This is a genomic window from Microbacterium sp. SZ1 (assembly GCF_002362255.1).
Classification (GTDB): domain Bacteria; phylum Actinomycetota; class Actinomycetes; order Actinomycetales; family Microbacteriaceae; genus Microbacterium.
The window spans coordinates 80,836-100,830 of record NZ_LPVV01000012.1; the positions used below are offsets into that span (position 1 = coordinate 80,836).

The following is a 19,995-nucleotide window of genomic DNA, read 5'->3' on the forward strand; positions in this document are numbered from 1 at the left end:
GATGGTGTCGCGTGTCGGACTCAGTGCATAGACTCGTGCCATGGGGCTCGGCTGCCGGTCGGAGGGAAGACGATGAAGACACGGTTTCTCGCGCTGGCTGCCGCCGCAGTGACGTCCGCCCTCGTCGTGCTCTCCGCCCCCGCCGCTCTTGCGACCGATCCCGTCACCCTCGACCCCGGTTTCGTCACCGACGACGCCGGCGTGCTCGACCAGAGCGAGAAGCAGGCCGTCGAGGACCGCCTCGAGCAGCTCAGCGAGGCCTCGTCGGTCGAGCTCTTCGTCGTGTTCGTCGACGACTTCACCGCTCCCTCCGACAGCATCCAGTGGGCCGACACGGTCGCCGACGACAACGGGCTCGGATCCGACCAGTACCTGCTCGCGGTCGCGGTCGAAGGTCGGAACTACTACATCTCCGCCGCGTCGGACGGACCGTTGAGCGGCGGCAAGCTCGACGCGATCGAAGACGAGATCCTCCCGCAGATGCGCGATGCGGACTGGAGCGGCGCCATCATGACCGCCGCCGACGAGATCCAGGGCGACGGCGGGGCGGGCGCCCTGCGTGCCACGCTCATCGTGATCGGGATCGTCGTTCTCGGCCTTCTCGTGTGGCTCGTGATCGCTCTCGTACGCCGAGCGCGCCGCAACGCGGCGATCCGGGCCCGGGGCGCGATGCCCGAGAAACCCGACCCGAACGACCCCTTCTCGACCCTGACGGACGAGCAGGTGCAGACGCAGGCCGGCGCCGCCCTCGTACGGGCCGACGATGCGATCACGTCGAGCCGCGAGGAGCTCGGCTTCGCCGTGGCGCAGTTCGGCGAGGCCGCCACCGCCGAGTTCAGCGGCGCGGTCGAGACGGCGAAGGCGAAGATGTCCGAGGCGTTCGATCTGAAGCAGAAGCTCGACGACGAGATCGAGGACACGATCCACGACCGTCGCGCCTGGCACATCCGCATCATCCAGCTGTGCGACGAGATCGACGACGTGCTCGAAGACAACGCCGAGGCTTTCGACGAACTCCGAGAGCTGGAGCAGAACGCGCCGCGGGAGCTCGAGCGCGTGCGGGGCGAGCGGGCGGCCATCGACCCGGTCCTGGCCGGGGCCGGAGCCGCGCTGGCGAACCTCGCCGCGACCTACGATCAGCAGGCGCTCGGCACCGTGACCGACAACCCGGCGCAGGCCGCCGAGCGCGCGGCGCTCGCGGACCGCTCGATCGCCGGTGCCGCGCAGGCGATCGCCGACGGCCGCACCGGAGAGGCCGCGTTCGCGATCCGCACCGCTGAGCAGTCGGTCGCGCAGGCCGCGCAGCTCGTCAAGGCCATCACCGACCTGGGCGCCGACCTCGGACGCATCGAGTCACAGGCGCAGGCCCTGATGGCCGAACTGCAGGCCGACATCGCCGCCGCCCGGCAGCTGCCCGACGCCACCGGGACGATCGCGGGCGTCGCCGCCGCGACGGCGCAGCAGCTGCAGCAGGCGCAGGCCAGCAGCACCGGCGCTGGGCGCAACCCGCAGCGGATGCTCGAAGCGCTCACCGCGGCCAACACGCAGATCGACGCCGCCATCGCGCAGGGCACGCAGGCAGTCGAGCGCGCCCGACGCGCGCAGCAGATGATGGAGCAGACCCTGGCGCAGGCTGAGTCCGAGATCCGCGCCGCGCGTGAGTACATCGAGACCCGCCGAGGCACAGTCGGGTCGACGGCGCGCACGCGGCTCTCGCAGGCCGAGTCGACGCTGACCCAGGCGCTCGACCTCCGCTCGTCCGACCCCGACGCCGCGCTCACCGAGGCCGGCCGTGCGCTCGATCTCGCACGGCAGGCGACGGCGTCCGCCCAGGCGGACGTGGCGGCGATGAACCCGAGTAGCTACGAGAGCGACGATTGGGGTGGGAGCATCTTCGGCGGCGGCGGAGTCAGCAGGGGCGGCGGTTCCGGTCTCGGTGGGGACATCCTCGGCGGCATCATCGGCGGCCTGCTCTCGGGAGGCGGCGGCGGTGGCGGAGGCTCTTCGCGGCGCAGCAGCTGGCGATCCAGCGGCAGCGGCGGCTTCCGCAGCTCCGGCTTCGGCGGAGGCGGCCGCTCGAGTGGCCGCAGCGGCCGTTCGGGAGGTCGACGCTTCTGAACCGCAGACACCCAGACACCCAGACCTCGACTACGACCCTCTGAAAGGAACACGCATGACCAAGCAGTCCATCTTCGGACGTATCTCGACCCTCGTCCGGGCGAACATCAACTCGCTCCTCGACTCCGCCGAGGACCCGCAGAAGATGATCGATCAGCTCGTCCGCGACTACACCAACAGCATCGCGGACGCCGAGTCGGCCATCGCCGAGACCATCGGCAACCTGCGTCTCCTCGAACGCGACCACGAGGAAGACGTCCAGGCCGCGACCGAGTGGGGCAACAAGGCCCTCGCCGCCAGCCGCAAGGCCGACGAGATGCGCGCGAGCGGCAACGCCGCCGACGCCGACAAGTTCGACAGCCTCGCGAAGATCGCGCTGCAGCGCCAGATCAGCGCCGAGCGCGAGGCGACCGGCGCCGAGCCGCAGATCGCCGCGCAGACCGAGATCGTCGACAAGCTCAAGTCGGGTCTCAACGGCATGAAGGAGAAGCTCGTCGACCTGAAGAACAAGCGCAGCGAGCTGCTCGCCCGCGCCAAGGTCGCCGAGGCGCAGACCAAGGTGCAGGACGCCGTGTCGTCGATCAACGTCCTCGACCCGACCAGCGAGCTGGGTCGCTTCGAAGACAAGGTGCGCCGCCAGGAGGCGCTCGCTCAGGGCAAGGCCGAGCTCGCCGCCTCAAGCCTGGACGCCCAGTTCGAGAGCCTGGAAGACCTCGGTGAGCTCACCGAGGTCGAGGCCCGCCTCGCCGAGCTGAAGGCCGGCGGCTCCACCGCGTCCCGCCAGGCCATCGAAGGCTCCTGACCCACACCGCGGATGCCCCGGACGACCACGTCCGGGGCATCCGCACTTCCCCGGGAGGGAATCATGGTGCGTTTCCTCGTCGTACCGCAGTGGCAGGGGTCACCGGCGGCTCGCGCGATGCTGCTCGTGGACGGCGCGTCCGCCATCGCCGGAGACCTGCCGCGCGCGGCGACGACGGTGCTCGACGTGCCGGTCGAGGCAGGCGAGGCGCTCGGCACCGGTGTCCGGCGTCTCAGTGCGCTGCGACGCACCCGCGAGCTCGTCTCGGAGAGCATGACCGCCGACACGGTCGTGATCGGCGGCGACTGCAGCGTCACGGTGGCCGCGCTCGACGCTCTGCCCGGCGGAACCGCTGATCTGGCCGTGGTGTGGTGCGATGCGCACGGCGACCTGCACTCCCCCGACACCTCGCCCTCAGGGGCCCTCTCGGGCATGGCGCTGCGCGCCGTCCTCGGTGAGGGCGAGCCGCAGCTCGCACTCTCGCCCGGCATCCCCCGCGACCGTGTCGTCGCGGTCGGGATGCGCAACCTCGACGACGATGAGATCCCCGTGCTCGACGGTCTCCGCAGGCTCTCGGTATCCGACCTCGATCAGCCGGACGCGCTCGCGGACGCCGTCGCCGCGACCGGCGCCTCGCGTGTGTGGGTGCACATCGACGTCGACGTGCTCGACCCCTCGGAGATGTCGGGCGTCACCGACGCCGCGCCCTTCGGTGTCGCGACGGGCACTCTGAGCGCGTCGATCCGCGCACTGCGCGAGCGCGTCCCGCTGGCGGGCGCCACGATCGCGGGTTTCGCTCCGCGCTCTCCCGCCGACGCCGTCGACGACCTGGGCGCCCTGCTGCGACTCGTCGGAGCGGTGGCATGAGCGCCGACTGGCGACCCGCCGCCGAGCGGGCTCTGGAGCGCGGGCGACGCCTCGATCGTCGCATTCCCTCCTTCCTGCTGCGCTCTCCGATCAGCCGACTGGGCTACTGGTGGGGCACCGCCGTCGGATGGGTGTGGGGGTCGCTGTGGAGCACTGGACCGGTCGAGCGCCGCGCAGGCCTGTGGGTGTTCCGCGGGATGCCGCGATGGACGTACAACCGCGGAGGCGTGTGCGTGGGCGGGTGCTTCCTGACCGGCGACACGCGGCCGAGCGAGGCGATGCTGCGTCACGAGGCCGTGCACAAGGCGCAGTGGCTCCGTTACGGATTCCTCATGCCGGTGCTGTACCTGTTCGCCGGCCGCGACCCGCTGCGCAATCGCTTCGAGATCGAGGCCGGCCTGGAAGACGGCAACTACGTCAGGCGCACCCGCTGACAGGCCACGCGCTCCGGCCGCGGCGGCCGGTCAGCGATCGGAGGGAAGCAGCCCGAACCGCTCCGGAGCGTGGATGCGATGCGCATCGACCTCGAGCGTGCCCGTGAGGTGCTCGACGATGTCGGCGGTTCCGAGGTAGCCGCCCAGCAGCGTGATGTGCGTCTCGTCCTCGATGTCGCACAGCATCTCGTCGGCCCACGCGCAGGTCGCGCGGGCGAGAGCCTGGCCGGGTGCGCAGGAGCGACCGGTGCCGGGAGCGCCGGAGCGGCGGTCGCGAGCGAGCCAGGTGACGGTCATGCGCCCGGGGGCGTCGATCACGCCGATGTGCGACGTCTGCGCGACCTCGATGAAGATGCGGCCCGAGGCGCACAGCGGCAGAGTCGCGAGGAAGGCCTCCAGCTCGGCGAGGGAGTTCTCGTCGGCCGTCACGAGGTGGTGCGCACGACGACGAGCAGCGCGGCGTTCGGCGCGCGTGCTGCGGGTGTCGAGGGAAGCTCTCATGATGCTTCGATCGTACACCAAGTGAAGGCTTGCCTAACCTTCTTCGCCCACCGGTTCGACGAGCGTCTCGCGGAGCGCCGCGAGCTCGGCATCCGTCATCCCGTTCGCCCGCAGATACCCGGCCGCCGACCCCCAACGCTCGTCGACCACTGCGAGAAGGGTGCGCATGACCTCGGCGGGCGACTGCGTCGCCAGCGCCACGGCGTGCACGGCCTCCGGGTGCTGACTGCGCAGGTACGCCGCGATCCGTCGGGAACGCTCGGCCGGCAGCTGAGACTCCGTCAGGGCGTAGTCGTCGATGACCGCTTCACGATCGGCACCCACCGCGGAGAGCGCGAGGGCGACCGTGACCCCGGTCCGGTCCTTCCCGACCGTGCAGTGCACGAGCGTCGGCTCCCCCTCGGCGATGACGCGGATCGCAGCGACCAGACGATCACCGCTCTCCTCGAGCAGGTGCAGGTACAGATCGTCCAGGCTCGTGTCGCTCTCGAAGAACGACCGGACCGATCCGAGGAACAGAGGCAGATGTGTCGTCTCCGGTCCCTCGATCCCGCTGGGCTCGGCGGCGACCTCCTCGCCGTCGCGCAGATCCACGATGCGGCTGACTCGGTGTCGCAGGGCGTCGGCTCCCGAGGTCGTCGCACCGGACAGCTGACCGGAGCGCAGCAGGATGCCGGAGCGGATGCGGCCGCCCTCGGCCGGCATGCCGCCGACATCACGGACGTTCGTGACGCCGTCGATGTCGAGGATCGTCATGCCTGCGCCTGAGGCGCGCGCGGCGGCACCGGATAGCGTCCGGCGATCACGACGCGGTTGAAGGCGTTGATCGAGATGCACGCCCAGCTGAGGGCTGCATACTCCTTCTCGGTGAAGATGGCCCCGACGCGGTTGTAGACGTCGTCGGAGATGCCGTCCTCGGAGATGAAGGTGAACGCCTCGGCGAGCTCCAGAGCCGCCTGCTCCCTGTCGGTGAAGACGTCGCTCTCGCGCCAGGTCGCGATCTGCATCATGGTGTCTGCGTCGACACCGGCGGCCGTGGCGCGGTCGACGTGCACTCGGGTGCAGTACGCGCAGCCGTTGAGCTGCGAGCAGTGGATCATGACGATCTCCCTGAGGCGGTCGTCGATGCCGTTCGCCGCACAGATCTGACCGACGGTCTTCGCGAAGGCGTCCAGAGCCTGATAGGCCGTCGGCTCGGTCTTGGAGAGGTGCACCCGCGTCTCGGTCATACGATCATGATATTCCGCGGCGGTGAGGTGACGGCTGGATACGTGACGACACGAGAAATGCAAAACGCTCACCCAGATGCGGCCCTTGTTGCCATTACGCCAGGTGAACTCCAATTAAGAGTTGGCGCTTTGATTCCGCATTTCCTCAGCGAGTGTCGGACAGAGCAGAATAACGTCGTGGCGACCGACATCAGCGAGTTCAGCTATCTTCCCGCGCAGGCCGATGCTCTGGGCGTTCCGGTGCCCGAGGTCGAGCGGCTCGTACTCCCTCTCCCCGACGGACGCCGGGTGAGCGGACTCCGTTACGGCGCTGAGCCGCCTCTCGTCACTCTCCTACACGGTGCAGGGCTCAACGCCCACACGTGGGACACCACGGTTCTCGCCCTCCGACAGCCGGCGCTCGTGATCGACCTCGCCGGCCACGGCGACTCCGCGTGGCGGGATGACCTCGATTACACGCCGCGAACCCTCGCCGTAGACATCGCGTCCGCCCTCGACGCCTGGACCGATCGGCCGCAGCTCGTCGTCGGACAGTCGCTCGGCGGTCTCACCGGAGCCGCTCTCGCGGCCGCACGCCCCGACCTCGTCGCCGCCCTGGTCGTCGTCGACATCACCCCGGGCATCGACACCTCGGCGGGGCCCGCGGCTCTGCGGGAGTTCTACGCCGGCCCCACGGATTTCGCGACCCGCGACGAACTCGTCGACAGGGCCATCGCGTTCGGCTTCGGCGGCACCCGTCCCGACACGGAGCGGGGCGTGTTCCTCAACACCCGCGTCCGTGACGACGGCCGCGTCGAGTGGAAGCACCACTTCGCCCATCTCGCCGCGCAGGCCCTCGACGCCCACGACCCGGGCCAGGCGGCGGCGCCGTCGGTGCTCAGCGCCGCGGGCTGGGACGACCTTGCGCACATCGACGCCCCGGTCACCCTCGTGAGAGCGGAGCGCGGATTCGTCACGGCGGAGGACGCGGACGACTTCGCCCGCCGTCTCCCCCGCGCGACCGTGATCGCGCTCGACGCCACGCACAACGTCCAGGAGACCGCACCGCGAGAACTGGCGGCCCTCGTCGCCGATCGTCTCCCGTCCGAATTGTGACGTTCCGTTCCCGATCCGACCCCGACCCCTCCGACTCGTCCCTAGGCTCGATCCATCGGCACACAGCAACTGCCGCACCGAGAGGAATCCCACCCATGTTCCGACGTACCAGGCGACTCGCGCTGATCTCCGCGATCGCGGCGAGCGCCGTCATCCTGAGCGCCTGCACCGGCACCGCCGAACCCGAGAGCACCACGCCGGTCGGCGACCCCGATCCCGACGCGACGCTGCAGGTCGGGCTCGTCCTCGAGCCCACCAACCTCGACATCCGCCGCACGAGCGGGGCGGCGATCGAGCAGATCCTCATCGACAACATCTACGAGGGTCTGGTGAGCCGCGACGAGGAGAACCAGATCGTCCCGCGCCTCGCCTCCGACTACGAGGTGTCCGACGACGGCCTGACCTACACCTTCACGTTGAACGAGGGCATCACCTTCCACAGCGGCGCGGCGCTCACGTCGGCCGACGTCGTGTCCTCGTACGAGGCCGTGCGCACCGACACGACGCTGCAGGGCAACGCCGAGTTCGCCTCCGTGGCGTCGATCACGGCTCCGGATCCGGCCACCGTGCAGATCGTCCTCGCCGAGCCGAACCAGAACTTCCTGTTCTCGCTGACCGGCCCCGCCGGCCTCGTGTTCCAGACCGGAGACACGACCGACCTCAAGACCGCCGAGAACGGCACGGGTCCGTTCACGCTCTCGCGGTGGAACAAGGGCAGCACGATTACGTTCGCGCGCAACGACGCGTACTGGGGCGAGCCGGCCGGCGTGGCCGAGGTCGAGTTCCAGTACATCCCCGACTTCACGGCCGGTGTGAACACCGCCCTCGACGGCGGCGTGCAGGTGCTCACCGCCGTCGACCCGAACCTCGCACCTCAGCTCGAGGACTCGGGCGAGTTCACCCTGACGACCGGCCGAACGACCGACAAGGCGACGCTGGCTTTCAACAACGCCAAAGCGCCGCTCGACGACGTCCGGGTGCGCGAAGCACTCCGGTTGGCGATCGACCACGAGGGTCTCGTCGAGGCGGTGGGCGCCGGCTCCACCCTGTACGGTCCCATCCCCGAGCTCGACCCCGGCTACGAGGACCTCTCCGACGTGATCTCCTACGACCCAGAGAAGGCGAAGGAGCTGCTGAAGGAGGCCAGCCAGGAAGACTTGGAGCTCACCCTCACGATTCCCAGTTTCTACGGCACGACCGTGCCCAAAGTGCTGATCTCCGACTTCCAGAAGGTCGGCGTCACCCTGAAGGTCGACTCCGTCGAGTTCCCGACCTGGTTGGAGGACGTGTACACGAACCATGACTACGACCTGAGTTTCGTGCTGCACGTCGAGCCGCGCGACTTCGGCAACTTCGCCGACCCCGAGTACTACTTCGGGTACGACAACGCCGAGGTGCAGGACCTCTACTCGAAGGCCCTCGCGGAGGTCGACCCCGACGAGTCGGCGAAGCTGCTCGCAGAGGCGGCGCGCATCGTGTCGGAGGATCACGCGGCGGACTGGCTCTACAACGGCGCCACGATCACGGCGGTCAGCCCGCTCGTGAAGGGGTTCCCGCAGGACTCCATCAACTCGCGCATCGATCTCGCCGGCGTCACCGTCGCCGCCGAGAAGTGACGACGACGCGCACTCCGTGATCCGCTACACGCTCGTCCGAGGAGCCCTGCTCGTCGCAGGGCTCCTCGTGTCGAGCGTCATCATCTTCCTCACGCTCCGCGTGTTCCCCGGTGACGTCGCGCAGCTGATCGCCGGAACCCAGGCCTCGCCCGCCGAGGTGGAGGCACTTCGCGAGTCGCTGGGGCTCAACCGTCCGCTTCCGGCGCAGTACGCGGAGTGGATCGGCGGTCTCTTCCGCGGCGACCTGGGAACGTCCCTGATCTCCGGCGCGTCGGTCGGCGAAGAGCTCGCGCAGAAAGCGCAGGTGACGGTCCCCCTCGGCATCCTGTCGCTGCTCATCGCCGTGCTGATCGCCGTCCCCTTCGGCATCCTCGCGGCCCTGCAGCGCGGTCGCCGCACCGGGACCGCGCTCAGCGTGGGCGCTCAGGCCCTCGCCGCCGTGCCGGTCGTCTGGGCGGGCATGATGCTCATCGTCGTCTTCTCGGTGTGGCTCGGATGGCTCCCGCCGCAGGGCTTCCCCCGCACCGGGTGGAGCACTCCCGGCAAGGCGCTCGAGTCGCTGCTGCTGCCCGCGCTGACGATCGGCATCGTGGAGGGCGCCATGCTCATGCGCTTCGTCCGCAGCGCGACCCTTCAGGCCGCCGGCCAGGACTTCGTGCGAACGGCCGCCGCGAAGGGTCTGACCCGCACGCGGGCGCTCATCTCGCACGGCATCCCGGCCGTGGGGCTCTCGATCGTGACGGTGCTCGGCCTTCAGGTGGCCGGGATCATCGTGGGCTCGGTCGTCATCGAGCAGCTGTTCACACTGCCGGGGATCGGCCGCATGCTCGTCACCGACGTCGGCACGCGCGACCTCATCAAGGTGCAGAGCGAGCTGCTGGTCCTCACCGGTTTCGTGCTCGTCGTCGGGTTCGTGGTCGACCTCGTCCACCGGGCCATCGACCCGCGGCAGAGGGAGGCCTGATGTCGGATTGGTTCGCCAGGCTCTGGCGCAGCGGCACGGGACGCTTCGGCGTGATCGTGGTCGCGCTGATCGTCGTCACAGCCGTCGTCTCCCTCTTCTGGACGCCGTTCGATCCCCAGGACTCCGATCTGCGGTCGCGCTGGGCGACGCCGAGCTGGCCGCACCTGCTCGGTACCGACGACACCGGCCGGGACATCCTGAGCCTGCTGATGGCGGGGGCGCGCACCACGGTCTTCGTGAGCGTCGGCGCCGGGTTCGTTGCGACCGTGGTCGGCATCGCCCTCGCAGCGCTGGGCGCCCTCACGTCCCGGTGGCTGAGAGAGACCGTGGCCGTCCTCGTCGACATCCTCATCGCGTTCCCGGTGCTGCTCATCGCCATGATGATCTCCTCGGTCTGGGGCGGCTCCCTGTGGGTCGTCATCTGGTCGGTCGGTATCGGCTTCGGCGTCAACATCGCCCGCGTCACGCGCCCCGAGCTCCGCCGCGTGCAGCAGAGCGACTTCATCCTCGCGGCGCGGGCATCCGGTCTCACAACCGGTCAGAGCCTCGTGCGCCACCTGCTGCCGAACGTCGCTCCCGTCTTCATCGTCCAGCTGTCGTGGTCGATGGCCGTCGCGGTGCTGGCGGAGGCGGGCCTGTCGTACCTGGGCTTCGGGGCCTCGGTCGTCGAGCCCAGCTGGGGCCTCCTGCTCTCCGATCTGCAGCGCTACATCGGCGTGCATCCGCTCTCGGTGATCTGGCCGGGACTCGCGATCACGATCACCGTGCTCGCGCTCAACCTCCTCGGCGACGGTCTGCGCGAGGCCACCGACCCGACCCTGCGGCATCGAGCGGCTGAGACGCACACTCCGGCGGTGGTCGCATGAGCCTCGAGGTCGAGGATCTCGTCATCGAGATCGATGGACGCCGGGTCGTCGACGGCGTGTCGTTCGCGGTTCCGGACGGCGCGCGGGTCGGCCTGATCGGCGAGTCCGGTTCGGGCAAGTCGCTCACCGCCCTGGCCGTCCTCGGCCTGCTTCCCGAGGGCGCCACCGCGAGCGGCAGTATCCGCTGGAACGGCACCGAGCTGATCGGGATGCCGGATCGCGAGCTCGCACGATTGCGCGGCGACGAGATCGGCATCGTCTTCCAGGAGCCCCGCACCGCGCTGAATCCGATCCGGACCGTCGGCAGGCAGATCGCCGAGTCGATCCGCATCCACGAGGGCGTCGGTCGCAGGGAGGCGCGCGAGCGCGCGGTGCAGGAGGCGGCTCGGGTGCACCTGCCCGACCCCGCGTCCATCACGGGCCGCTACCCGCACCAGCTCTCCGGCGGGCAGCGACAGCGGGTCGCCATCGCGATGGCGCTCGCCTGCCGGCCGCGCCTGCTGATCGCGGACGAGCCGACCACCGCGCTCGACGTGACGATCCAGGCCGAGATCCTGTCGCTGCTGCTGTCGCTCGTGGCCGACCAGGGCATGTCGCTCGTGTTCATCACCCACGACCTCGCCGTCCTCGCCCAGGTGGCCACGCACGGCGTCGTGCTGGAGCACGGACGCGTCGTCGAGCAGGCGCCCGTCGCCACGCTGCTCAGCGCACCGACCTCGCCGATCACGCAGGGGCTGCTGCGAGATGCGACCGCGACCCTGTGGCGCCCGGAGGGAGGCATCGGATGAGTCTGATCGAGGCGCGCGGTCTGAGCCGCGACTTCGTGGTCCCGAAACGCTCGACGTTCGAGCGCACGCGCCGGCAGACGGCGCTGGCCCCCACCGACCTCGATGTCGCAGAGGGGTCGTCGGTCGGCATCATCGGTGAATCCGGCTCGGGCAAATCGACGCTCGTGCGGCTGCTGCTCGGTCTGGACACGCCGACGACCGGCACGGTCGACGTCGGAGGCAGGCGCGTCGACGCGACGGCATCCGCTCGCTCCCTGCACTGGCTCCGCCGTGAGACGGGTCTCGTGTTCCAGGATCCGTACGCCTCGCTCGACCCCCGTATGACGGCGGGGCAGATCATCCGGGAACCGCTGTGGGCCCTGGCCATCGACGGCGACCACGCGGCACGGGTGCGGGAGGTCCTCCTGCAGGTCGGCCTGGACCCCGAGATGGCAGAGCGGTACCCGCACGAGTTCTCCGGCGGTCAGCGCCAGCGCATCGCCCTCGCCCGCGCGATCGTGCACCACCCGCGGATCCTCGTCGGCGATGAGCCCCTCTCGGCCCTGGACGTCACGGTGCGGGCGCAGATCCTGGACCTGCTGGTCGAGCTGCGGCGCACGACCGACCTGACGCTGCTGCTCGTCTCCCACGACATCGGCGTGGTGCAGAATCTCTGCGACACCGTCGTGGTCATGAAGGACGGACACGTCGTCGAGAGGGGTTCGACGGCCGATGTGCTGCTGCGGCCCACCCAGGACTACACCCGTGCTCTGCTGGCCGCGATCCCGGTCATCCCGCACGCCGAGTCCTGACGTCGGCATGCCGCCGGGTCAGCGCGAGACCGCTCCCCCGAAGAGCCGTCGACGCTTCGCCGGCTTGAGCGCCCGCCGCATGTAGACCGTGCCCAGCTCACGGCCGAACTTGTGGCCGACCCGACCCATGCGGCCTGCCTCGACGAACCCGAGGCGCTCGTGCAGCCTGATCGACGCCTCGGCCTTGCTGTCGCTGATGACTGCCACCATCTCGCGGATGCCCAGCTGCTCGCACGCGTCGATGAGCGCCTGGAGCAGCGCCTTCCCCAGCCCTTTGCCGCCGGCGCCCGGACCGAGGTAGATCGAGTCCTCGACCGTGTACCGGTAGGCGTTCTTCCCTGCCCACGGCTGCGCGAGCGCGTACCCGAGCACGACGCCCGAGGGCGACACCGCGACGAGGAACGGCAGACCGAGCTTGCCGAGGAATGCGAACTTCTCCCGCCAGTACGGGATGCTGCTGCGCCGCTCGTCGAGCGTCACGACGGAGTTGCTCACGAAGTGGTTGTAGATCTCGCGCACGTGGCCCAGATCGGCCGGGCGAGCCGGACGGATGCTGTACGAGAAGACGTCCGGCGCCTGCTGCGGGCGCAGATGGCGCGGCAGGACGCGACGACGGTCCCCCGGCTCGAACTGCATGCGATCAGCTTAGGGGCCGCTCCCCGTCGACGCGCCAGTCGATCGGATCGGCGCCGAGCTCCTCGAGCAGCGCATTCGCACGCGAGAACGGCCGGGACCCGAAGAAGCCGCGGCTCGCAGACAGCGGCGACGGGTGCGCGGAGGCGATGACAGGGGTGTCGCCGAGAAGAGGCTGCAGATTCGCGGCATCCCTGCCCCACAGGATCGCGACGAGCGGCTGGTCGCGGGCGACGAGGGTGCGGATCGCGAGCTCCGTGACCTTCTCCCAGCCCCAGCCGCGGTGCGAGGCGGCCTCGCCCGGTCGCACCGTGAGCACCCTGTTCAGGAGCAGCACGCCCTGGTCGCTCCAGGCCGTGAGGTCGCCGTGCGGCGCCGGCGGGATCCCGAGGTCGCTCTCGCGCTCCCGGTAGATGTTGGCGAGGCTCCGCGGCAGCGGGCGCACGTGCCGCTCGACCGCGAACGACAGGCCGATCGGGTGCCCGGGCGTCGGGTACGGGTCCTGCCCGGTGATGAGCACCTTCACCTCGCCGAGCGGACGCTGGAACGCCCGCAGCACGTCGCCACCCGCGGGCAGGTAGCCGCGTCCCTCCGCCTGCTCGGCGCGCAGCCGCTGCCCCAGGGCGGTGATCGTGTCCTGCTCGGGTGCCAGGGCCTCCGCCCAACCTGGATCGATCGCGCCGTCGGCGGCGAGCTCGGCGAGGCTGCGGGCGGTCACGACTCGTCGACCGCGCGCACGCGGAGCGGCCCGCGGGCCAGCAGGTGATTGGCCGACTGCGCGACCGGCCGCATCGTGACGAGGTCGAGGTTCACGTGGCCGGGCGCGTCGAGGGCGTAGGCGATCACCTCGGCGACGTCCTCGGCGAGGAGCGGCTGCTCGACCCCCGAGTACACGGCCTCCGCGGCCGCCTTGTCGCCGCCGAGGCGATTGAGCGTGAACTCCTCGGTGTGCACGAGTCCGGGTGCAACCTCGGAGACGCGGATCGGCTCGCCGTTGAGCTCGAGGCGCAACGCGTGGACGAGCATCGACTCCGCGGCCTTGGCCGCGTTGTAGCCCGCGCCGCCGGGATACGCCACCTGCGCTGCGGTCGAGGTCACGAAGAGCGTGTCCGCGTGTCCGTCGGCGGCCGCAGCTCGGCGCAGGAGCGGCAGGAGCCCTGCGACCAGACGCTGGCTCGACAGCACGTTCGCATCGAACATCCACTGCCAGTCGGCGACGGATCCGTCCTCGACGCGGTCGGTGCCGCGCGCACCGCCCGCCACCTGCACCAGTGCGTGCACCGGTCCCGTGGCGTCGAGCTCCTCCACGAGGGCGGCGACGGCATCCCCGTCCGTCAGGTCGCAGGCGATAGCCGATGCACCCGTCTCGGCCACGAGGGTCGCGAGCCGATTTTCGCGGCGGGCGACGCCGACGACGTCCCACCCACGTGACCGCAGCGCGCGCACCGTGGCCTCCCCGATCCCCGAGCTCGCCCCTGTCACCACTGCACGCCTGTTCGCCATGCCCTCCACCGTACGATGTTCGGCGGGATGTTCCACGGGAAAACGCGGGTTCAGACTGTTACGTCACATGTCCCGGTCCTTGTTGACATCGAGCGATATTCCGTACTGTCGCTGCAAGGCATCAGCCGCTTCGACCTTCCGACCGTTCCAGGGGGAACACATGTCCGCACCCGAGACCTGGCGTTTCGAGACCAAGCAGATTCATTCCGGCGCAGCGCCCGACCCGGTCACCAAGGCTCGTGCGACGCCGATCTACCAGACCACGTCGTACGTGTTCGACAGCGCTGACCACGCGGCGAACCTCTTCGCCCTCGCCGAGTTCGGCAACATCTACACCCGCATCCAGAACCCGACGCAGGACGTCCTGGAGCAGCGCCTCGCGGCTCTCGAAGGGGGCACCGGCGCCCTCGTCCTCTCCAGCGGCCAGGCGGCATCGACGTTCGCGGTGCTGAACATCGCCCAGGCGGGCGACCACATCGTCTCCTCCAGCTCGATCTACGGCGGCACGTACAACCTCTTCAAGTACACGCTCGCGAAGCTCGGCATCGAGGTCACGTTCGTCGAGAACCAGGACGACCCCGAGGAGTGGCGTCGTGCGGTCCGCCCGAACACGAAGCTCTTCTTCGCCGAGACGATCGGCAACCCCCAGATCAACATCCTCGACATCCGCACGGTCGCCGACGCGGCGCACGAGGCGGGCGTGCCGCTGATCGTCGACAACACGATCGCCACTCCCTACCTCATCCGCCCGTTCGAGCACGGTGCCGACATCGTCGTGCACTCGGTCACGAAGTTCCTCGGCGGACACGGCACCACCATCGGCGGCGTGATCGTCGACGGCGGCACCTTCGAGTGGTCGAAGAACGTCGAGAAGTTCCCCGGGCTCACCGAGCCAGACCCCTCGTACCACGGCGCGAGCTACACGACCGCCGTCGGCGACCCGCTGGCATACATCATCAAGGCCCGCGTGCAGCTGCTGCGCGACCTCGGCTCGTCCATCGCCCCGCAGAGCGCATGGAATCTCATCCAGGGCATCGAGACGCTGTCGCTGCGCATCGAGCGCCACGTGCAGAACGCTCAGGAGATCGCCGAGTGGCTCGACGGACGCGACGACGTCGCGAGCGTCAACTACTCCGGCCTGCCCTCCTCGCCCTGGTACGCAGCGGCGAACCGCTACGCGCCGAAGGGCGTCGGGGCAGTGCTGTCGTTCGAGCTCAAGGGCGGCGTCGAGGCGGGTCGCGAGTTCGTGAACAGCCTGTCGCTGTTCAGCCACCTCGCCAACATCGGCGACGTGCGCTCGCTCGTCATCCACCCGGCGTCGACCACGCACGCGCAGCTGACGCCCGAACAGCAGCTCACCGCCGGCGTCACGCCCGGCCTGGTGCGCCTGTCGGTCGGCATCGAGAACATCGATGACCTCAAGGCCGACCTCGACCAGGCTCTGGCGGCGGCCCGCCGCGTGTCGGAGGCGGCTCGCGCCTGACCTCGCGTCCTCGAGAAGCGCCCCGGGCTCGCCCGGGGCGCTTCTGCGTTCGGCCGGTGCACAGCCGTGAACGTCGAGAATGGAGATCCCCGCACGGAGGAGCACCATGACCGACGCCGCATCGCCGACCGCCGCCCGCGCTCGGCAGCGGACAGCCGCCCGGGTGATCGCCGTCACCGCCGCGGCGGCGCTGCTCGCGACCGTCGCGGTGTGGGTTCCGGGCAGCGTCGGCACCGCGGCATCCGTCCTCCTCCCCTGGCTGGGACTCGTGCTGGCGTCACTCGTCGTGGTCGCGCTCGTGCGCGCCCGCCGGACGCTGCTGCTCCTGGTCGTCCCCGTCCTCGTCTGGCTGCTCGCGCTCGCGCCCTCGGCTCCTGGATTCGCCGCGACGGTCGACGGCCCCACGCTCTCCGTCGTGAGCCAGAACGTGCGCGCGCACTCCGGCGGCGCCGCGTCGTCGGCCGAGCAGATCGCCGCCTCCTCCCCCGACATCGTTGCGCTCACCGAGCTGGACGGAGACAGTCTCGAGGCGGCACGCTCGACGCTCGACCAGCAGTATCCGCACTCCTACGCCGTCGGGACCGTCGGCGTGTGGAGCCGCTACCCGCTGACGAGCGCCGACGCGCTCACCCTGGGCCTCGACTGGAAGCGCGCTCTGCGCGTCACGGTGCAGACGCCGGATGCCGAGGTCGCCGTGTACGTGCTGCACGCCGACTCCGTCCGGCCCGGTCAGCAGGAGGGCCGCGACACCATGCTCGCGAATCTGGCCGACGCGGTCGCCGGCGACGGCGCACGCTCCGTCATCGCGGTCGGCGACTTCAACGCGGCGTCCGCAGACCCCGCCCTCGCCGCCCTGCGCGGACAGCTCGACTGGGTCAGGCCGACCGACGGCGCCCTCGGCTTCACCTGGCCGGCGGCGCTGCCCCTCACCCGTATCGACCAGGTGTTCGCACGCGGCCTCGACGTCGTGTCTTCGAGCACGATGCGTGCGGGCGAGAGCGACCATCTCGCCACGGTCACGACGTTCGTCCTCTGACGACGGTCGGGCTTCGACGACGGTCGGCTTCGACCGCGTTCCGCGCGACGACGCTCCCGGGCGACGTAACGTTCCGTCGCCGCCGCAGCCGCCACGGGAGAATGGAGACATGGACTGGCAGACGACCTCTGAAGACACGGTGCCCTCGGCACCCGTGACGGAGGCCGACGTCCGGCTGCTCCGCGCGCGCCCGCCCGCGACCGGAGCCTGGCGCGACGGCGATCCCCTCGGCGGTCGCCGCTTCGCCTCCTTCGGCGCGTTCCGCACGGAGAGCGGGGCAGAGCTGCCCGGCATCCGTCTCGCCTTCGAGTCGTGGGGTGAGCTCAACGCCGCCCGCGACAACGCGATCCTCGTCCTGCACGCGCTGACGGGCGACAGCCACGTGCGCGGTGAGGCCGGCGCCGGCCACCCGACCGCTGGCTGGTGGGAGGACGTCGTCGGCCCCGGCGCGCCGCTCGACACCGACCGCTGGTTCGTGATCGCCCCCAACATGCTGGGCGGATGCCAAGGTTCGACGGGACCGGCGAGCATCGGCCCGCGCGGCATCGAGTGGGCGTCGCGCTTCCCTTATCTGACGATCCGCGATCAGGTCGCGGCCCAGGTGCGCCTCGCAGATGCGCTGGGCATCGACGCATGGGCCGCGGTGATCGGCGGATCGATGGGCGGTATGCACGCCCTCGAGTGGGCCGCCACCCACCCGGAGCGGGTGGAGCGGCTCGCGGTACTGTCGTCGCCCCCGGTGACCACGGCCGACCAGATCGCGCTGAACACCGTCCAGCTGGAGACGATCCGGATGGACCCTCGTTACCTGGGGGGTGAGTACTACGACCTCTCCGACGGCGATGGGCCCCACCGGGGGCTCGCGCTCGCCCGACGCATGGCGCTGCTGAACTATCGGAGCCCGATCGAGCTGAATCAGCGGTTCCAGCGCTCCTGGCAGTCCGACGTCTCACCGCTGGGGCACGGCGGGCGGTTCGCCGTCGAGTCGTACCTCGACTTCCACGGCAACAAGTTCACCCGGCGGTTCGACGCGAACAGCTACATCACGCTCGTCGAGGCCATGAACTCGCACGACGTCGGCCGTGATCGCGGCGGCGTCGAAGCGGCGCTCGCGGCCGTGACGGCGCGCACGCTGGTGCTCGGCATCGACAGCGACCGCCTGTTCCCGGTCGACGGACAGCACCGGATCGCCCGCGGCATCCCGAACACGCTCGACGGAGACGAGGCCGTCGTCCTCGTGAGCGACTTCGGTCACGACGGCTTCCTCATCGAGACGCAGGCCGTGGGAAGCCATCTGCGCCGTCTGCTCGCGGCATGACGATCGCGGTCGCGATCACCCTCCGCTGAGCGTCCAGGGCAGCGCTGTCGTGTCGAGGCGCAGGTCGTCCCACGCGAAGACCGCACCGCCCTCCGCCGCGAGAACGCGCGTCGAGAACTGCCGCACCGCGCCCGCCGTGGCGAGTGCCTGCTCGACGGACTCGGCTGCGCTCAGCTGATGCAGGGTCATCCACGTCGGCGGGAACAGTGTCCACTCCCCCGTCGCGTGACGCGCGAGCGCCTGAGCGGGACTCACCCAGTGCGCGTCGACGACCTCGTCGGCGGAGAGCCGCATCTCACCGTCCGGCGCTTCTGCGAGGAAGAACCAGGTCCTGATCCGCACGGGCGCCTCGGACGGCGGCTGCCACCGTGAGAGGACGACGGCGTCGTCGACGACGAGACCGACCTCCTCCCAGGTCTCGCGGATGCCCGCACGACGCGCCTGGTCGACCTCGTCATCGCCCGGTCGGCGGTCGCCCTCCTCGACCTTGCCGCCCGGGAAGACCCAGGCGTCGGCGAAGGATCCTCGGCCGGGGCGGCGCATGAGGAGCACCTCGAGGCCGGCAGCCCGCTCGTCGGTTGGCGATCCGGGTCGCAGCAGCGCGACGGTGCCGGCGACGGGAAGATCATCGAGATCGGTCATCCCGTCACTCTACGGCCGGGTCTCAGACCGCAGACGAGCGACTCGTCGCGCGACGCCGCCGGCTCAGAAGACGAGCACCCGCTCAGGCCACGAGCGCCGGGCGCCGCGCCTCGGCGCGGTACGCGACAAGCGCGATGAGGAGCCCTGCGACGGCCAGGACGGCACCCGTCCACGACGGGGCGGTGAACCCCCATCCCGCGGCGATCACGACGCCGCCGAGGAAGGCGCCGAGGCTGTTGCCGATGTTGAGCGCGGAATGGTTGATCGCCGCGGCGATCGACTGGTTGTCGCCGGCGACGTCCATGAGACGCGTCTGGATCGTCGGACTGAGCGCGGCCGACACCAGGCCGACGACGAGGACGAGCGCAGCGAGCGAGACGATCCAGAACGACAGCAGCGCGAGCAGCGCGAACACAACCGCCATGACCGCGAGACCCCACAGCAGGGTCCGTCGCAGATCGATGTCGGCGAGGTGCCCGCCGACGAGGTTGCCGACGGTCATGCCGATACCCATGAGCACGAGCACGATCGGCACCACCCACTCCGGCGACCCGGCGACCTCCGTCACGAGCGGCGCGATGTAGCTGTACACGGCGAAGAACCCGCCGAAGCCGATCGCGCCGATGCCGAGCGTGAACCACACCTGGGGGATGCGGAAGACGCCGAGTTCCTGGCGCATCGTGCGGCCCGGCGTCCCGGGATGCTCCGGAACGAAGAGGAGGATGCAGACCGTCGCGATCGCGAACACGAGGGCGACGACGCCGAACGCCGCGCGCCATCCCCACTGCTGACCGAGGAACGTGCCGAGCGGCACGCCCACCACGTTCGCGACGGTGAGACCCGTGAGGATGAACGCCACGCCCTTGGCCCGGTTGCCAGGGCCCATGACATCGGCGGCGATGAGAGCGCCGATGCCGAAGTACGCGCCGTGCGGGAGCCCGGCGAGGAACCGCGACACGCCCACGAGTTCGAAGGTCGGCAGGATGACCGTGAGCGCGTTGAAGACGGTGAGCGCGATCGCCAAGCCGATGATGACGCGGTGCCGCGGGAAGCGCGCCACGAACCCGGCGATGGTCGGCGCCCCCACCACCACGCCCAGCGCGTACAGCGAGATCAGCCAGCCGGCCTGGCTCAGCGCGTCTTCAGGGCTCGAAGCCCAGAGCGTCGGCAGCAGTTCGGCGGCGATGTTCGGGAGCAGGCCCATGACGACGAACTCGGTCATGCCGATGCCGAAGCTGCCGATGGCGAGGGAGAGGAGCGCCCACTTCGCCGCACCCCTCGATTCAGTCGAGGGATTCACCGGTTCAGC

21 protein-coding genes are annotated in these 19,995 nt (G+C 70.3%); 13 read left to right on the plus strand and 8 right to left on the minus strand.

Annotated features, from left to right (window positions below):
• Positions 1-72: 72 nt before the first annotated feature.
• The 4 genes from AUC47_RS16980 (at position 73) to AUC47_RS08110 (ending at position 4,221) form a co-directional block, all read left to right on the plus strand.
• Positions 73-2,118: a TPM domain-containing protein gene (locus tag AUC47_RS16980; protein WP_096714704.1), complete on the plus strand. Its 2,046-nt coding sequence runs from the start codon at positions 73-75 to the stop codon at positions 2,116-2,118.
• Between the two features lie 55 nt (positions 2,119-2,173).
• A complete protein-coding gene (locus AUC47_RS08100; RefSeq protein ID WP_096714705.1) occupies positions 2,174-2,920 on the plus strand; it encodes a PspA/IM30 family protein in 747 nt (248 codons plus the stop codon).
• Positions 2,921-2,983: 63 nt separating this feature from the next.
• Positions 2,984-3,787, plus strand: a complete 804-nt coding sequence (locus tag AUC47_RS08105; RefSeq protein ID WP_096714706.1) for an arginase family protein — start codon at positions 2,984-2,986, stop codon at positions 3,785-3,787.
• The gene (locus tag AUC47_RS08110) at positions 3,784-4,221 is read left to right on the plus strand and encodes a Fe-S oxidoreductase (RefSeq protein ID WP_096714707.1); all 438 of its coding nucleotides are present in this window, start codon (positions 3,784-3,786) and stop codon (positions 4,219-4,221) included. The genes AUC47_RS08105 and AUC47_RS08110 overlap by 4 nt, the downstream gene beginning before the upstream one ends.
• A 30-nt stretch (positions 4,222-4,251) precedes the next feature.
• Here the strand turns inward: AUC47_RS08110 and AUC47_RS08115 are convergent, their stop codons facing one another.
• From AUC47_RS08115 to AUC47_RS08125, 3 genes are read right to left on the minus strand one after another with little or no spacing between them, the layout of a single operon-like run.
• On the minus strand, positions 4,252-4,722 hold the full coding sequence (locus tag AUC47_RS08115) for an SIP domain-containing protein (protein WP_096714708.1): 471 nt from the start codon (positions 4,720-4,722) through the stop codon (positions 4,252-4,254).
• A gap of 33 nt (positions 4,723-4,755) precedes the next feature.
• Positions 4,756-5,478, minus strand: a complete 723-nt coding sequence (locus tag AUC47_RS08120; protein ID WP_096714709.1) for a tyrosine-protein phosphatase — start codon at positions 5,476-5,478, stop codon at positions 4,756-4,758.
• The gene (locus AUC47_RS08125; protein WP_096714710.1) at positions 5,475-5,951 is read right to left on the minus strand and encodes a carboxymuconolactone decarboxylase family protein; all 477 of its coding nucleotides are present in this window, start codon (positions 5,949-5,951) and stop codon (positions 5,475-5,477) included. The genes AUC47_RS08120 and AUC47_RS08125 overlap by 4 nt, the downstream gene beginning before the upstream one ends.
• 177 nt (positions 5,952-6,128) lie before the next feature.
• Between AUC47_RS08125 and AUC47_RS08130 the strand changes: the two genes are divergently transcribed.
• The 6 genes from AUC47_RS08130 to AUC47_RS08155 all read left to right on the plus strand — a co-directional run bounded on the left by AUC47_RS08130 (position 6,129) and on the right by AUC47_RS08155 (position 12,071).
• Positions 6,129-7,046, plus strand: a complete 918-nt coding sequence (locus AUC47_RS08130) for an alpha/beta fold hydrolase (RefSeq protein WP_256999485.1) — start codon at positions 6,129-6,131, stop codon at positions 7,044-7,046.
• Between the two features lie 95 nt (positions 7,047-7,141).
• Positions 7,142-8,662, plus strand: a complete 1,521-nt coding sequence (locus AUC47_RS08135; RefSeq protein ID WP_096714712.1) for an ABC transporter substrate-binding protein — start codon at positions 7,142-7,144, stop codon at positions 8,660-8,662.
• Between the two features lie 16 nt (positions 8,663-8,678).
• A complete protein-coding gene (locus tag AUC47_RS08140) occupies positions 8,679-9,626 on the plus strand; it encodes an ABC transporter permease (RefSeq protein WP_096714713.1) in 948 nt (315 codons plus the stop codon).
• On the plus strand, positions 9,626-10,492 hold the full coding sequence (locus AUC47_RS08145) for an ABC transporter permease (RefSeq protein WP_096714714.1): 867 nt from the start codon (positions 9,626-9,628) through the stop codon (positions 10,490-10,492). The genes AUC47_RS08140 and AUC47_RS08145 overlap by 1 nt, the downstream gene beginning before the upstream one ends.
• Positions 10,489-11,280 (plus strand): ATP-binding cassette domain-containing protein, encoded by a 792-nt coding sequence (locus AUC47_RS08150; RefSeq protein ID WP_096714715.1) that lies wholly within the window; start codon positions 10,489-10,491, stop codon positions 11,278-11,280. The genes AUC47_RS08145 and AUC47_RS08150 overlap by 4 nt, the downstream gene beginning before the upstream one ends.
• The gene (locus AUC47_RS08155; protein ID WP_096714716.1) at positions 11,277-12,071 is read left to right on the plus strand and encodes an ABC transporter ATP-binding protein; all 795 of its coding nucleotides are present in this window, start codon (positions 11,277-11,279) and stop codon (positions 12,069-12,071) included. Before AUC47_RS08150 ends, AUC47_RS08155 begins: the two co-directional genes overlap by 4 nt.
• Positions 12,072-12,089: 18 nt before the next feature.
• Here the strand turns inward: AUC47_RS08155 and AUC47_RS08160 are convergent, their stop codons facing one another.
• From AUC47_RS08160 to AUC47_RS08170, 3 genes are read right to left on the minus strand one after another with little or no spacing between them, the layout of a single operon-like run.
• Complete coding sequence (locus AUC47_RS08160; RefSeq protein WP_096714717.1) at positions 12,090-12,707, minus strand: GNAT family N-acetyltransferase; 618 nt, start codon at positions 12,705-12,707, stop codon at positions 12,090-12,092.
• 4 nt (positions 12,708-12,711) lie between these two features.
• Complete coding sequence (locus AUC47_RS08165) at positions 12,712-13,422, minus strand: uracil-DNA glycosylase (protein ID WP_096714718.1); 711 nt, start codon at positions 13,420-13,422, stop codon at positions 12,712-12,714.
• A complete protein-coding gene (locus tag AUC47_RS08170) occupies positions 13,419-14,207 on the minus strand; it encodes an SDR family oxidoreductase (RefSeq protein ID WP_179297565.1) in 789 nt (262 codons plus the stop codon). Before AUC47_RS08170 ends, AUC47_RS08165 begins: the two co-directional genes overlap by 4 nt.
• 160 nt (positions 14,208-14,367) lie before the next feature.
• Here AUC47_RS08170 and AUC47_RS08175 point away from each other — a divergent pair, with 160 nt between their 5' ends.
• The 3 genes from AUC47_RS08175 to metX all read left to right on the plus strand — a co-directional run bounded on the left by AUC47_RS08175 (position 14,368) and on the right by metX (position 18,044).
• Complete coding sequence (locus tag AUC47_RS08175; RefSeq protein ID WP_096714719.1) at positions 14,368-15,690, plus strand: bifunctional o-acetylhomoserine/o-acetylserine sulfhydrylase; 1,323 nt, start codon at positions 14,368-14,370, stop codon at positions 15,688-15,690.
• 106 nt (positions 15,691-15,796) lie between these two features.
• Positions 15,797-16,726 (plus strand): endonuclease/exonuclease/phosphatase family protein, encoded by a 930-nt coding sequence (locus AUC47_RS08180; protein WP_143740714.1) that lies wholly within the window; start codon positions 15,797-15,799, stop codon positions 16,724-16,726.
• A 109-nt stretch (positions 16,727-16,835) separates the two neighbouring features.
• Positions 16,836-18,044, plus strand: coding sequence for a homoserine O-acetyltransferase MetX (metX, locus tag AUC47_RS08185; protein WP_096714721.1), 1,209 nt, complete (start codon positions 16,836-16,838; stop codon positions 18,042-18,044).
• Between the two features lie 15 nt (positions 18,045-18,059).
• Here metX and AUC47_RS08190 read toward each other — a convergent pair whose 3' ends face one another.
• Both AUC47_RS08190 and AUC47_RS08195 read right to left on the minus strand, forming a co-directional pair.
• On the minus strand, positions 18,060-18,686 hold the full coding sequence (locus AUC47_RS08190) for an NUDIX hydrolase (RefSeq protein WP_096714722.1): 627 nt from the start codon (positions 18,684-18,686) through the stop codon (positions 18,060-18,062).
• A gap of 82 nt (positions 18,687-18,768) precedes the next feature.
• Positions 18,769-19,986, minus strand: coding sequence for an MFS transporter (locus tag AUC47_RS08195; RefSeq protein ID WP_096714723.1), 1,218 nt, complete (start codon positions 19,984-19,986; stop codon positions 18,769-18,771).
• Between the last annotated feature and the right edge of the window lie 9 nt (positions 19,987-19,995).